The following is a 13,363-nucleotide window of genomic DNA, read 5'->3' on the forward strand; positions in this document are numbered from 1 at the left end:
CGGGGTAAAATTTCGCACGAATTTTCAACGAGCCTCATATGACAAGCCCCACGCTGTACCTCGACGTCTGGTCGGACTATGTTTGCCCGTTCTGCTATCTGGAACTGCCGGTCATCGACCAGTTCCAGAACGCTTATGGCGATGCCGTCGAAGTCCGCTGGCATGCGTTCGAATTGCGCCCGGAACCCACGCCGCCGCTCGAACCGGATAGCGACCTTCTGCAACAGAGCTGGGACAGCTCCGTTTATCCGATGGCGATCGACCGCGGCCTGCTGATGCGCCTGCCGCCGGTTCAACCGCGCAGCCGCAAGGCGTTCGAGACCGCGTTTTTTGCGCGCGAGTCGGGACGGTTCGATGTTGTGCATCGGGCGATCTTCAAGGCGTTTTTCGAGGACGGCATTGATATCGGCGATACCGATGCGCTTCTCGACATCGCGGCCACGTGCGGTATCGATCCGGAATCGCTGGAAGAAGTTTTGCTTGGCGACGAGCTCACGGACGCGGTGATAGAAGACGAGGAATTCGCGCAGAAGCTGGGCGTGACGGGCGTGCCGTTCGTGGTGCTGTCGCGCGATGGCGTGGGCGATCAGGAACCGCCGCCGCCCATCGCACTGCGTGGCGCGGCGCCGATCGAGCACTTCCAGGCCGCGGTCGAGCGGCTTTTCCCCGATGGTTTTCCTCCGGGCGCAAGCGGCGCGAACCTGCCGTAATTTACGCAACGGACTGACGTGGCGGACTAGTAGACCTGCTCCGCCATGAACGACTTCAGCGCAATGCGCTGCGACGGCTCGAGCGTCTCGAACTCGAGCCCGTACCCGGCGTTCCTGCCGTGGGCATCGGCATCATGAAGGTGCCGCACGATCGCGTGGCAATCGATATCGACATCCGTATCGTCCGTATTGAAACGGAACAATAAGCGCAGACGGTCGCCCAGCTTCGCGTGCGCCTCGGTCACTGCGAGCGACATGCCGAAGGGGCTGATATCGCGGATCAGGCCGAGCTGGGATGCGGGTTCATGGCTTTGCGCCGGGTCGATCACCGAAAAACGGGCCGGCAAACGCGTGGACATCCGCACGAACTTGCGCGCCCGCAAACGGCGGATCGCGCCGGGTTCCGACAACACCAGGTAGCTGAACGGCTCGCGGCAGACGGCATTGACGGTGCACGCGAACTGGAACACCGCGCGCGTGCCGAGCGCGACGATTTCGACGCGCTCGCCTTGCGACAAAGCCAGCGGCCCATGCCCCGCCATCACCGGCTGTGTGATGAACACCGCCCGCGTGCGATGCGGTCCCGGCGTCGAAAACCCGATCACGCGGGCGGAATACGTCGCAGAGCCGGCCGGTCCGCGCAGACCGAGACGCGCGCCGATGGTCAAACCGATGGTATCGAGCGTGAGTAATTCGGCCGATGCGGACGACGAATCCGCCAGCGGCGGTTCCGGAGCGACCGGTTCGATCAAATCATCCAGCCTGTGCGGTTCGAAGTGCGCAAACAGGAACGCGCGCTCAGGGACGCCGGCGACGACAGCGCCGGCATTGAAGAGCAACGCTCCGTCGGCGGCGACGATCGGCCATGCAAGCGGCTCGCCAATCGGAACGTCCGCCAGCGAGAGACGGACGAGAGACGCTTGAGTCAACGTAACGGATTCTTCTTCGGACATGGTCGCTTGGATCGCTTGGGTCGATCTGGCCGCCTGGAAGCGGCAATCGTCTTATGAGTCCGCGACTGCGTCAAGTGCCGCGGTGCTACGAGCTTGCCTGACCGGCAGCGATCAAGCTTGCCGGGCTTGCGGACGACCTTTCTGCGCCCGGCATCACGCTTTCGATTGCGCTGAGTACTGCAGGGACATCGGGCGGTGCAAAGTGATCGCCGACCGATACGGAGCGTCCCGGCGCGCTGAAGCCAAAATGCTCGCGCGAGGTTGCGGTAAAGATCATGACCGTGGGCCGCCCAAGCGCATGGGCCAAGTGAACCAGGCCGGTATCCATGCCGACCACGATCGCCGATTCATCGATGCAATGCGCGCATTCAGTCACGCTCAGTTTGGGCAACACCACCGCGCCGGGCACGAGCGCGGCGATCTGCTCGCCCTCCCGGCGCTCGCCGTCCGTGCCCCACGGCAGCGCGATCCGGTAGCCGCGCCCGGTGAGCCATCGGCCGGTTTCGGCCCAACGCTCGATCGGCCATTTTTTTTCATCGGCGGATGTAGCGTGGAACAGCATCGCGACCGGCGCGCCCTGAGGCAACGCCGACGGCGTTGCGAGCGGCGGTAGATGCAGGTTGAAGTCAGGGGTAACGTCGAAGGTATAGCCCAGCGCGTCCGCTACGCTCACGCGCATGCCGCGCCATGCATCGGTGCGGGGGCGCGGCCCGAAGCGCGCGTTGTACGCGAACGCCGCGCCAAGCTCGCCCAGGTCCTTGTTCTTGTAGCCATAACGGCGACGTCCGCGCGCCAGAAACGCGATGATCGCACTCTTGTAGACGCCGTGGATATCCAGCACGACGTCGTACTTCTCGGCCCTCAATTCGCCGATGGACGCTGCGATTTCCTTGAGGTCGGCCCAGCCGCGAGCCTTCTTGAACTTTCGCAACGGCGCGCACAGGACGCGATCTACGGCGGGATTCCAGCGGATGATATCGGCGAACGCTGCATCAGCGGCCCAGTCGATCTTGGCCGAGGGAAAGGCACGGCGAAGATCGGAGACGACCGGTTGCGTCTCTACGATATCGCCCAATGACGTCACTTTGACAATCAGGATTCGCTTCATGGGGATGCAGGGGGACCTTTAATTCATCCGGCGGCCGGCCTCACGCGCGCCATGATCAACGCGCGAGACGGGCTGCCCGAGGCTAACTCGCCTGACCGGCGCGCTTTCTGCGGATCAAAAGGCGGCTCGGCGGCGATCTGTTATGAACGGCAGAATTGCACGAACTGGCACGCGGAGCGCTGAAAGCGAATCCGCGCCTGTCGCAACTTCTTCGGACGGAATTATCCGTCGAAATGGCGCTTTACTCTAGCCGCTTTTTACCGATGCCGCCCTGAAGCTCACAGCGACTGGGCGCCGAAGGTATCACACTGCCCCAGGTCGCCCGTTGCCAGTCCCCGGTTGAGCCAGCGCTGGCGCTGCGCGCTCGTGCCGTGCGTAAACGCTTCCGGCACCACGCGTCCCTGCGTTTCCTTTTGCAACCGGTCATCGCCGATGGCGCCCGCCGCGTTCAAGCCTTGCTGGAAATCGCCGGGCTCGATCAGCTTCGCGTTGTTCTTCTGCGCCACGTTCGCCCAGACGCCCGCGAAGCAGTCGGCCTGCAATTCCACGCGCACCGACAACTGGTTCGCCTGAGCGGGCGACATGCGGCGGCGGGCGTTATCGACTTTGGTCATGATGCCGAGCACGTTCTGCACGTGATGACCGACCTCGTGCGCGATCACATACGCCTGTGCAAAGTCTCCGCCCGCGCCAAAGCGGTCGCGCAATTCCTTATAAAACGACAAGTCGATATATACGCTCCGGTCGTTCGGGCAATAGAACGGACCCATTGCGGATTGGCCCGTCCCGCAAGCGGTCGCGGTGCCTCCGCTGAATAGTACGAGCTTGGGCGCCGGATAGTCCTGGTTGAGTTGCGTTCGGAAGATTTGCTGCCACGTACGCTCGGTGTTCCCGAGAATGCGCCGCACGAACACCGCGCCCGCGTCGCTTGCAGCGGCCTGTGGCTGCCCGTTCGAGTCCGCCGGACGCTGTTGCTGCTGCGTGTAAGAAGTGCTCGATGAGCCGCCCGATCCCCCGACAGAAGATTCAGGACGACCATCGGATTGATGCCGAAAAAATACGACGCCGCGAGCGCAATGACGATGGAGCCGATCCCGATCGAACCACCGCCCATGCGGAAACCGCCGCCGCCCCCGCCTCCCGAGCCGCGCCGGTCTTCGACATTCTGGCTCTCTCGTTCGTCGTCCAGACGCATGATTTCTCTCCCTTCACCTTGTTCGACTCGTTTTCCGTTTGCGGCCCTGCTGTCGATGCGCTGATCAAGCACGACACGGGCCAGCCGTGATGACGCCATGGTACCCGGCGCGCTGCAGCAAGCGTTGCGAGACGTGTAAAACATCGTGCGCTTCAGTTCGGCACATGCGAATCGAAACAACCTTTCAGAAGACAACGTGCCCGATTGACGCAGTGCGGTTGATTGTCGCGCAAATTCCACCTGAAACGTTGAGAGCGCCTACTCCGTGAAGGGCAGCAAGTACTTGATAAAGCGCAAGTTATCGAGAAATTATGCCCGATAGCGCGACATTTACGCACATGAGAACGCGCCTGCCGCGTCGCAGCAAACGTCTCAAAAATTGGCTTACAGTCGCCTCTGAAGTAACCAGTCCAACCAACCAGCGCCCGCCCGCGACTCCATCAGAGTGCGCCCGCGATGGCTGCACAACCTGTCATGCATGCCACTCAACAAGCGCTCGACCTGGCGCGTATCCAGTTCGCCTTCACCGTTTCGTTCCACATCGTTTTTCCGGCGTTGAGTATCGGGCTGGCGAGCTTTATCGCCGTGCTCGAAGGCGCGTGGCTCAAAACCGGGAAACCGGTCTACAAGGAGCTGTGCCTGTTCTGGTCGAAAGTGTTCGCCATTGCTTTCGGAATGGGCGTCGTCTCCGGCGTGGTGATGAGCTACGAGTTCGGCACCAACTGGGGCGGTTTTTCGAGCTTCGCCGGTCCGATCACGGGCCCACTCCTCGCCTACGAAGTGATGACCGCGTTTTTCCTCGAGGCCGGTTTCCTTGGCATCATGCTGTTCGGCTGGAACAAGGTCGGCCCGAAAGCGCACTTCGGCGCCACGCTGATGGTTGCGATCGGCACGTTGATCTCGACGTTCTGGATCCTGGCATCGAATAGCTGGATGCAGACGCCGCAAGGATTCCGGATCGAAGGCGACCACGTCGTACCGGTGAGCTGGTTCCAGATCATCTTCAACCCATCGTTTCCTTATCGGCTTGCACACATGGCCATCGCGGCGTTCATTGTCGCGGGGCTGGTGGTCGCGGCATCGGGCGCATATCACCTGCTGAAGGGCCGCCGCGACCCGGCGATCAAGAAGATGTTTTCGATGGCGCTCTGGCTTTTGCTCGTACTTACGCCCCTCCAGGCGATGGTCGGCGACCAGCACGGACTGAACACGCGTAAATATCAGCCTGCGAAGATCGCCGCCATCGAAGGCCTGTGGGAAACCGAGAAAGGCGGCACGGCGCTGAATCTGTTCGGCATTCCGGATATGGAAGCCGAGACCACGAAGTACGCGCTATCCGTTCCCCATCTGGGCAGCCTGATTCTCACGCATAGCTGGGACGGCGAGATCCGCGGGCTCAAGTCCTTCCCGAAGGAAGACCGGCCCAACTCGACAGTCGTGTTCTGGAGCTTCCGGATCATGGCCGGATTGGGCGTCCTGATGATCCTGATGAGCACTGCGGGATGGGTGCTCAGACGGAAAGACAAGCTGTTCGAGTCGAAGCTGTTTCAGCGTTTCGTGCTTGTCATGGGGCCGACGGGTTTCATCTCGCTGCTTGCCGGTTGGGTGACGACAGAGGCCGGGCGGCAACCGTGGGTGGTCTATGGCGTGATGCGCACGTCGGAGGCCGTGTCGCCCGTGACCGCGCAGCAAGTCGGCGTGACGCTGCTGATCTTCGTCATCGTTTATACGCTCGTGTTCGGCACGGGCATCTATTACCTGCTCAAGCTGCTCAAGACCGGGCCGGCGTTGCCGGGCACGATCACGCACGCGCCCAGCATGGACGATGACAACCACACCGCGCGCCGGCCGCTCTCGGTCGCGACGCATTCGATAGAAGGAGCGTGAGATGGATTTATCGCTGACATGGGCCGCGATCATCGCGCTGGGCGTGCTGATGTACGTGGTGCTGGACGGGTTCGACCTGGGCATTGGCATCCTGTTTCCGTTCTTCCCGGACGAACATGACCGCGACGTGATGATGAACACCGTCGCGCCCGTCTGGGACGGTAACGAGACGTGGCTGGTGCTCGGAGGCGCGGGCCTGTTCGCCGCGTTCCCGATGATCTATTCCACTGTGCTTTCCGGGCTTTACCTGCCGCTGATCTTCATGCTGGTCTGCCTGATCTTTCGCGGCGTCACGTTCGAGATCCGCTCGAAGGCAACGCGCACGAAGCCCATGTGGGATCTTGCGTTTATTGGCGGATCAGCGGGGGCGACGTTCTTCCAGGGCGTGGCGCTCGGCGCGTTTCTCAATGGCATACCGGTCGCCGACGGCCGTTATTCCGGCGATGCCTTCACGTGGTTCACACCGTTCAGCATGTTCACCGGGCTCGCGCTCGTGGTCACTTATGCGCTGCTCGGCTGTTGCTGGCTGATTGCCAAGACCGAAGGCGACCTGCAACGGCGCTTTTACCGGATCGTTTGGCCGCTCACGCTGTTGCAGCTCGGGACCATTGCGGTCGTCAGTATCTGGACGCCGCTGCAGGACGCGGGCATCGCGTCGCGCTGGTTCGATACCCCCTGGTTTTATCGGTTCCTGCCGGTGCCGGTGCTAGTGGTCGCCTGTGCCTGGCTGATGCGCCGGTCCATCCTCTCACGTCACGAAACGCGGCCGTTCATGATGGCGCTCGCGTTCGTGCTGCTGGGTTATAGCGGTCTGGTCCTGAGCATTTCGCCTCACGCCATTTTCCCTGGCGTGTCGCTTTGGGAACTGGCTGCACCGCATTCGAGCCAGAAGTTCACGTTGATAGGGGCGGCGGTGATCTTGCCGGTGATCATCGCTTATACGACGCTCGGTTACTGGGTCTTCAGAGGCAAGGTGCGCCATGGCGAACATCACTATCACTGAAACACGCGTTGAGCCGCGGAAGCGTTCTGCACTTAAAAAGACGCTTTGGTTTATCGCGCTTTGGGGCGTAGGTGTGGCGGGGGCAATGTTGCTGGCGCTGCCGTTCAAGTTGCTGGTTCAGGCGGCAGCGCGATAAGACGTCGCTCAACGCCTGTTCGATTGAATCGATGCGCAAGTGCACCGCGCACAGCTCACGTGAGAGCTTTCGGGCGATGCTCGTTTTTCCCGTTCCAGGCAGTCCGCCAAGCGCAATCAGCATTTTGCCCTCAGACTGAAGTCATTCAAAGCTACGATTCGGACACTGTATCCCATCCTCACCGGGCCAAGCCTGTGTCAGCCAAATGGCACGTTACGGCGCTCAAGCAGCCTCAAGCAGCCTCAAGCAGTTCGCAGTATCTGGGCGCAGCCGTCTGTTCGGGAAAGTCAGCTTCGTATAGCAACCCGGCCGTGTTCCAATCGATACCCACCGCTGCCTCCGGTTTGTAGACGATCAGCGCCATTTCGAAGCGGGTCATCCAAAGTTGACGTGCCAGTTTATAGCCCGCTGAGTGGCGCGTGATATCTTTCATGAATGCTCCTTTGCACGTGATAGAACACCAACCCTACTCCACCTCGTCGATCCTGTCTTGAGTGCTTTAGTGTCGTGATCGGGTCTGCAGTGACAGGTGCACGCACAATGCGCTCGTCAGCCTCGCGGCGAATCAGTCGATAAGCAACGATCAGGACTGCCGATTGCACTTCACTCTCAGCAACATCTCATGTGGTTCACATCAAACTCTTCGCTGTATTGCGAACAAAAAGTAGTTCAGACGATTGGCTCGTGCCTGGTTGATGAATGAGGAAGTCATCTCACGAGCGCACTCACTATCAAAGAACACGACATACCGTCAATAACGAGTGAGAACCAGGACCGCCTATGTTGAAAAAGCTTATTCAATTCCTGATTGGATTTGGGTGCGTTCTCGCTTGCACCGGGATAGGCGTGCTCGCGCTTGGTTTTCTTGGCGTAGTGAATGTAGAGCGTTTTGCATTTGGCCTGTCTGCTGGCGTTCGGATCGTGGGCTCGGTTGCCATTGCCGGGTGCTTGCTTTGCGCAATCGGCTATGGCCTCGAAGAAAATACTTAACTCACCTCCGGAATACGCATGTTCAGAAAATCTGACTTTTTCATCATCTCCGCTGTTCTTCTGTCCTTCATCATTTCCGGCTATCTCTGGTTCGTTCTAAAGGACCGGGAGCAGGCGATCTTCACTGCAATCTGGGTGCCTTCGATCCTGAGCTTCGGGATCTATTTCAAACTGTGTTTCCTGTTGGGTAGAAAGACATGACGTTCCCCCTGCTCTACCCGGCCGTAGCCATCTTTTCGCTGCTGCTCGTCGGTCTGCTGCTTACTGTCATCGAATTCAGACAGATGTCGGTGCGCACGGCGAGCGTGCGCAAGCGCGGCCTTTGCACGAAGGAAGTGAGCGCTGAAGTGTGATGCGACCGAAGCAATCAATGCAGTGAGCGACGGGAACCCACGCCCCGAATCGCAAGATTTCATAACTGGATAGGACCATGACCATAAGCGCTCTGACTACCCTCAACGGCCTCTTCGAGCGGCATGCCGCTCTTCGCCAGCGAGTGGATGATGTTGCCCCGGAATTTCCCGACGGTCTCGCGCGGCAAGTGCGGCTGTTACTCAGCTACACGGTCGAATATGGCCAGGATCGGCATGTCCGCCTGGACACGCTCGGCATCGCGCAGTCGATGCTGATGCTGAAGCGTCCTGGCAACGCACTGGACCGTGTCCTGTGCGTACTGCTCCAGTACAAGAAAGAAGACGACAAGCCGCGTTTAAGTATCAATGGCACGGAATCGCGCGACCCGCAGCCCTCACTCGATACCCATGTGTAATGACGGCATGACGAAAGGACGGCATGACGAAAGCGAGGCGGCAGCGATCGCCCCGTGTCGCCAACCAGATTCAGAACCCCAGCGCCACTGCCAGCAATCCCGCGAGGACCCCGAACCCGACCACGGCAACTGCAACCATCGTCAATACCCGTGGTGGAAAAGAGCGCCCCAGCATGGCAACTGACGGCAGGCTGATCGGCGGCAGCGTCATCAATAACGCGCCTGCCGGCCCCACGGACATGCCGAGCGAGAGCATCGCCTGGATGATCGGCACTTCGCCGGCCGTCGGAATGACGAATAAGGTGCCGGCAATGGCAAGACCGACGATCCACAACACGCTGTTGTCGATGTTCGGTCCGATATGCGGAAACAACCACGCACGCGCCGCCCCAAGCACCAGTACGAGAACGATGTACTCCGGCACCAGCCGGATGGTCATGCGCCCGAGGATGCGAACCCAGCGCGTGAACGCAGTCCCCGGATCTTCCGCAGCCACGAGCTTCGCCATCTCGCCGCGCGACGCCTCTGCTTCTTTCGGCGTCACCATGCGGTTCACGGCGTAGCCGAGCCCGAACACCATCAGGACCCCCAGGGCTAGACGCAAGCCCATCCATTGCCAGCCGAGCACGAAGCCCATGAAAATCAGCGTGGCCGGATTGAGTACGGTATTGCCGAGCCAGAATGCGATGGCCGCCCCCGGCGCCGCCTGACGCGCACGCAAGCCAGCGACGACAGGCGCCGCGCAGCAGGTGCACATCATGCCTGGCAGTGACATCAGGCCGCCGTTCACGACGCTGCCAAAGCCGCTTTTTCCCAGCGCACGCGCGACCCATTGCGGCGGAATCAGCGCCTGCACTGCGGAGCCGAGCAAGAGGCCCAGGACCATCGCTTGCCAGATCGCCTTGCCGTACGCAAACGCGTAATCGATAGCCGCTTTCCACGACGGCTCGGGCGCACTCGCGGCCGTGCCCATCAGGATCGATTTACCGATGGAATGCTGGCTGGCCGCAACGAACGCACGGTTGTAGTACGGAAACCATTTGACGTAGAACAGGCCGACGACGGCGATCAGCAGGAAGACGATCCAGCCGGCCGCTACGCGGGGTTGTCGAAGAGTGGATTGCATGGTTGGTCTTGGTTTTTAAGAAAAAATAAGGTGTCACGCCGCGCTCGCGGAGGTCTCGATCTGCGCGAGCAGCGCCTTCGCCTGCTCGACGACATCGGCGTCATTCGGGCGGAACAGCACACGTGTAGCGCGCGGCAACTCGGTGAAATGCGCGCCGCTGCTGCGGGTATAGGCGGGATCGTAATGCTGGTCGATCAGTTCGCGAGCGAGTTCGGGACCCCGGTTTTCATCGATCAGCTTGTGCCAGTGGTGCACTCGCTCCCGGCTATGCAAACCGATCAGCTTCGATAACTGCTGCTTGAACAAGTCGGGATCGTGGAACAGATGCGCGTAATCATGCAGGAGGAACGCGGCGCGGTCGTCTCGGCTTGCTTCGACCTGGATGCAATCGCCGCGATGAAACGTGTCCACCAGCGCGAGCGGCAACGCCACCGCGCCGATCCGCCGGCTTTCCGCCTCGACAAACACAGGCCGCGCCGGATCGAAGCCCCGCAGCGCGCCGACCAGCAACGTATCGAACCATTTCTGCGATGGCTGCAGCTCACCAGGCAACGCGCCGAGCAGCGATCCGCGATGCGCCGCAAGCTGCTCCAGGTCGAGCGTCTGCGCCCCGGCAACGCTCAAAGCGTGCAGCAAACGCGTCTTGCCGCTGCCTGTCGGGCCCGTCAGCGCGATATAGCGAAACGCCGCCGGAAGACGCTCGAGCGTCTCGATCGTCGCGCGCCGGTAGGTCTTGTATCCGCCTTCCAATTGCCGCGCCTGCCAGCCGATCATGTTGAACATGGTCGTCATGGAGCCGGACCGGGTACCGCCGCGCCAGCAATAAATCAGCGGGCGCCAATTGCGGGGCCGGTCGGCGAAGACCGTATCCAGATACTGCGCGATATTGCGCGCGACCAGCGCCGCGCCCACCCGGGCGGCTTCGAAGGGCGAAACCTGCTTGTACATCGTGCCGATGCGCACCCGCTCTTCGTTGCTCAGCACCGGCGCGTTCAACGCGCCCGGAATGTGGTCATCGGTGAATTCGAGTGGTGTGCGGACGTCGATTATTTCGTCGAAATCGGCCAGCCGGTCGAGCGGAACAAGCAGGTTTTTCAAGGTGCGACGCTACAAAGTGAACAAATACGGTGGACAAACCGGAGGTTTCGGATTATCGCATGGGCAAAACGGACAGTGGATGGTCCGCATTTTTGACCATGCACGGATACGTCGCATACTTCAGTATTGGATGGCCGCCCTGAAATCAAGGATCACGCGATGAGCTACAACGAGACCATCGGTCATCGGACGTATCGTTTCGACGACCTGAAAACCCTGCTGGCCCGAGCCACGCCGCAGCGCTCCGGCGATCAGCTTGCGGGCGTCGCGGCCGCCACCGAGGAAGAGCGCGTCGCCGCGAAGATGGCGCTGGCGCAAGTGCCGCTGCGCACGTTCCTCAGCGAAACCGTGATCCCTTACGAAAGCGATGAGGTGACGCGGCTGATCATCGACGAACATTGCGCGCAGGCCTTCGCGGAGATATCGCATCTCACGGTGGGCGATTTCCGCAACTGGCTGCTCGCCGACACCACCGATACCGCCGCGCTCGTGCGCATCGCGCCCGGGCTCACGCCGGAAATGGTCGCCGCCGTATCGAAACTCATGCGCAATCAGGACCTGATTCTCGCGGCCAAGAAACGGCCGGTGGTCACGCGCTTTCGCAATACCATCGGGTTGCCCGGACGCATGTCCGTGCGCCTGCAGCCGAACCATCCCACCGACGACGTCAAGGGCATCGCCGCGTCCATGCTCGACGGGCTCATGTACGGCTGCGGGGATGCGGTGATCGGCATCAATCCGGCATCGGATTCGCTCAATGCAATCACGACACTGCTCGTGATGATCGATGACTTCCGGCAACGCTACGAAGTCCCGACGCAATCCTGCGTGCTGACCCATGTGACGAACACGATCGCTGCGATCGAGAAAGGCGCGCCCGTGGATCTCGTGTTCCAGTCGATCGCGGGCACGGAAAAAGCCAACGCGAGTTTCGGCGCGTCGCTCGCGCTGCTGCAGGAAGCGTATGAGGCGGGGTTGTCGCTGAAGCGCGGTACGGTCGGCGACAACCTCATGTACTTCGAGACCGGCCAGGGCAGCGCGCTTTCCGCCGATGCCCATCACGGCGTCGATCAGCAAACCTGCGAAGTTCGCGCCTATGCGGTCGCCCGCAAGTTCAAGCCGTTGCTGGTGAATACGGTGGTGGGGTTCATCGGCCCGGAGTATCTCTACGATGGACGCCAGATCATTCGCGCCGGTCTCGAAGATCATTTCTGCGGCAAGCTGCTCGGCGTACCGATGGGTTGCGACATCTGCTATACGAACCACGCCGAAGCCGATTCCGACGACATGGACACCTTGCTCACGCTGCTTGGCGTAGCCAACGTCAACTTCATCATGGGCGTACCGGGCGCTGACGACATCATGCTCAACTACCAAAGCACATCGTTTCATGACGCGTTATATGTGCGCAATGTGCTGGGGCTGCGCCGCGCCCCGGAGTTCGAGGCATGGCTTGAATCGATGCAGATCATCGATACACGCGGCGCCCTGCTCAGCCCGTCCGCACCGCAACCCTTGCTTGAATGGATCACGACGTAATGGCCGATACCGACGCAGATCCAAAGGACGCGCCCGCGCCATCCAACGCCAGTCCGTGGGACGCGCTGCGCCGTTTCACGAACGCGCGCATCGCGCTGGGCCGCGCCGGCAGCAGCCTGCCGACGGCGCCCTTGCTTGCGTTCAATTTATCGCACGCGCAGGCTCGTGACGCCGTGCATCAACCGCTCGATGTGGACGCGCTGCATGCAGCACTGCGAGAAGCCGGTTTCGATACGCTCGATGCCGAAAGCGCAGCGCCCGATCGCGATCATTATTTGCGTCGCCCGGATCTGGGCCGCAAGCTCAACGATGAAAGTACGGCACGTCTTCGCGATCACGAAGGCAAGGGTTTCGATGTGGTGTTCGTCGTCGCCGACGGCTTGTCGGCCTACGCTGCAACGCGCCATGCCGTGCCGTTGCTGCAGCGCATGCGCTCGAAGCTGGATGGCGTGCGCATCGGTCCTGTCGTCGTGGCGCGGCAGGCGCGGGTGGCGCTGGGCGACGGTATCGGTGAGCTTTTACGGGCGCGGATCGTAGTCGTGCTGATCGGCGAACGGCCGGGTTTGAGTTCGCCCGACAGCCTTGGCGTGTACCTGACTTACGAGCCGCGAGCCGGCCGGAGCGATGCCGAGCGCAACTGCATCTCGAACGTCCGGCCCGAAGGTCTCCCCTACGATGCCGCCGCGTTCAAGCTGCATTACCTGCTCAACGAAGCGGTCCGTCTGAAGCTGACCGGCGTCAGGCTCAAGGACGATAGCGATGCGCTGTTGTCGGCGTCCGACCGCACCACGCTGCCGCCGGCCTGATGATTTGTGTGGCGTTAGTAACGAATCGGGGCGCCTTGGCAGG

General features: G+C 61.3%; 15 protein-coding genes and 2 pseudogenes. 10 read left to right on the forward strand and 7 right to left on the reverse strand.

All coding sequences use genetic code 11. The features are described from left to right. The first annotated feature begins 38 nt into the window (after positions 1-38). Positions 39-710, forward strand: coding sequence for a DsbA family oxidoreductase (locus AXG89_RS17345; protein WP_062003114.1), 672 nt, complete (start codon positions 39-41; stop codon positions 708-710). Positions 711-736: 26 nt separating this feature from the next. Here the strand turns inward: AXG89_RS17345 and AXG89_RS17350 are convergent, their stop codons facing one another. The 3 genes and pseudogenes from AXG89_RS17350 to ypfJ all read right to left on the reverse strand — a co-directional run bounded on the left by AXG89_RS17350 (position 737) and on the right by ypfJ (position 3,966). After that, on the reverse strand, positions 737-1,663 hold the full coding sequence (locus AXG89_RS17350; RefSeq protein WP_062171183.1) for a flagellar brake protein: 927 nt from the start codon (positions 1,661-1,663) through the stop codon (positions 737-739). A gap of 85 nt (positions 1,664-1,748) precedes the next feature. Then, entirely contained in the window at positions 1,749-2,771 is a 1,023-nt protein-coding gene (waaC, locus tag AXG89_RS17355; RefSeq protein WP_062171186.1) for a lipopolysaccharide heptosyltransferase I, read from the reverse strand. Positions 2,772-3,049: 278 nt separating this feature from the next. After that, positions 3,050-3,966 (reverse strand): annotated as a pseudogene (ypfJ, locus tag AXG89_RS17360) (KPN_02809 family neutral zinc metallopeptidase). Positions 3,967-4,440: 474 nt separating this feature from the next. On the opposite strand from ypfJ, the gene AXG89_RS17365 reads away from it, so the two are divergent. The 3 genes from AXG89_RS17365 to AXG89_RS43055 are packed head-to-tail and all read left to right on the forward strand — an operon-like array spanning position 4,441 to position 6,992. Continuing rightward, positions 4,441-5,853, forward strand: a complete 1,413-nt coding sequence (locus tag AXG89_RS17365) for a cytochrome ubiquinol oxidase subunit I (RefSeq protein WP_062171188.1) — start codon at positions 4,441-4,443, stop codon at positions 5,851-5,853. Position 5,854: 1 nt separating this feature from the next. Further along, positions 5,855-6,856, forward strand: coding sequence for a cytochrome d ubiquinol oxidase subunit II (gene cydB, locus AXG89_RS17370; RefSeq protein ID WP_062171190.1), 1,002 nt, complete (start codon positions 5,855-5,857; stop codon positions 6,854-6,856). Beyond that, a complete protein-coding gene (locus AXG89_RS43055; RefSeq protein ID WP_236873456.1) occupies positions 6,834-6,992 on the forward strand; it encodes a hypothetical protein in 159 nt (52 codons plus the stop codon). The genes cydB and AXG89_RS43055 overlap by 23 nt, the downstream gene beginning before the upstream one ends. 39 nt (positions 6,993-7,031) lie before the next feature. Here AXG89_RS43055 and AXG89_RS43060 read toward each other — a convergent pair. Further along, positions 7,032-7,115 (reverse strand): annotated as a pseudogene (locus AXG89_RS43060) (hypothetical protein); the annotation flags it as partial. Between the two features lie 109 nt (positions 7,116-7,224). After that, complete coding sequence (locus AXG89_RS17380; protein WP_062003119.1) at positions 7,225-7,425, reverse strand: hypothetical protein; 201 nt, start codon at positions 7,423-7,425, stop codon at positions 7,225-7,227. 347 nt (positions 7,426-7,772) lie between these two features. Between AXG89_RS17380 and AXG89_RS17385 the strand changes: the two genes are divergently transcribed. The 4 genes from AXG89_RS17385 to AXG89_RS17395 all read left to right on the forward strand — a co-directional run bounded on the left by AXG89_RS17385 (position 7,773) and on the right by AXG89_RS17395 (position 8,751). Beyond that, entirely contained in the window at positions 7,773-7,982 is a 210-nt protein-coding gene (locus AXG89_RS17385; RefSeq protein ID WP_062171193.1) for a hypothetical protein, read from the forward strand. 18 nt (positions 7,983-8,000) lie between these two features. Continuing rightward, positions 8,001-8,183, forward strand: coding sequence for a hypothetical protein (locus AXG89_RS17390; protein ID WP_062171195.1), 183 nt, complete (start codon positions 8,001-8,003; stop codon positions 8,181-8,183). After that, positions 8,180-8,335 (forward strand): hypothetical protein, encoded by a 156-nt coding sequence (locus AXG89_RS42170; RefSeq protein ID WP_155524347.1) that lies wholly within the window; start codon positions 8,180-8,182, stop codon positions 8,333-8,335. Before AXG89_RS17390 ends, AXG89_RS42170 begins: the two co-directional genes overlap by 4 nt. A gap of 77 nt (positions 8,336-8,412) precedes the next feature. After that, positions 8,413-8,751 (forward strand): hypothetical protein, encoded by a 339-nt coding sequence (locus AXG89_RS17395; RefSeq protein ID WP_062171197.1) that lies wholly within the window; start codon positions 8,413-8,415, stop codon positions 8,749-8,751. Positions 8,752-8,821: 70 nt separating this feature from the next. Here AXG89_RS17395 and AXG89_RS17400 read toward each other — a convergent pair whose 3' ends face one another. Both AXG89_RS17400 and mnmH read right to left on the reverse strand, forming a co-directional pair. Next, entirely contained in the window at positions 8,822-9,877 is a 1,056-nt protein-coding gene (locus AXG89_RS17400; protein ID WP_062003123.1) for a permease, read from the reverse strand. A 33-nt stretch (positions 9,878-9,910) separates the two neighbouring features. Continuing rightward, the gene (mnmH, locus tag AXG89_RS17405; RefSeq protein WP_062171199.1) at positions 9,911-10,975 is read right to left on the reverse strand and encodes a tRNA 2-selenouridine(34) synthase MnmH; all 1,065 of its coding nucleotides are present in this window, start codon (positions 10,973-10,975) and stop codon (positions 9,911-9,913) included. Positions 10,976-11,134: 159 nt separating this feature from the next. Between mnmH and AXG89_RS17410 the strand changes: the two genes are divergently transcribed. Beyond that, on the forward strand, positions 11,135-12,514 hold the full coding sequence (locus AXG89_RS17410; RefSeq protein ID WP_062171201.1) for an ethanolamine ammonia-lyase subunit EutB: 1,380 nt from the start codon (positions 11,135-11,137) through the stop codon (positions 12,512-12,514). Next, a complete protein-coding gene (gene eutC, locus AXG89_RS17415; RefSeq protein WP_062171203.1) occupies positions 12,514-13,320 on the forward strand; it encodes an ethanolamine ammonia-lyase subunit EutC in 807 nt (268 codons plus the stop codon). Before AXG89_RS17410 ends, eutC begins: the two co-directional genes overlap by 1 nt. The last annotated feature ends 43 nt before the right edge of the window (positions 13,321-13,363 follow it).

This window comes from Burkholderia sp. PAMC 26561 (genome assembly GCF_001557535.2).
Lineage (GTDB): Bacteria > Pseudomonadota > Gammaproteobacteria > Burkholderiales > Burkholderiaceae > Caballeronia.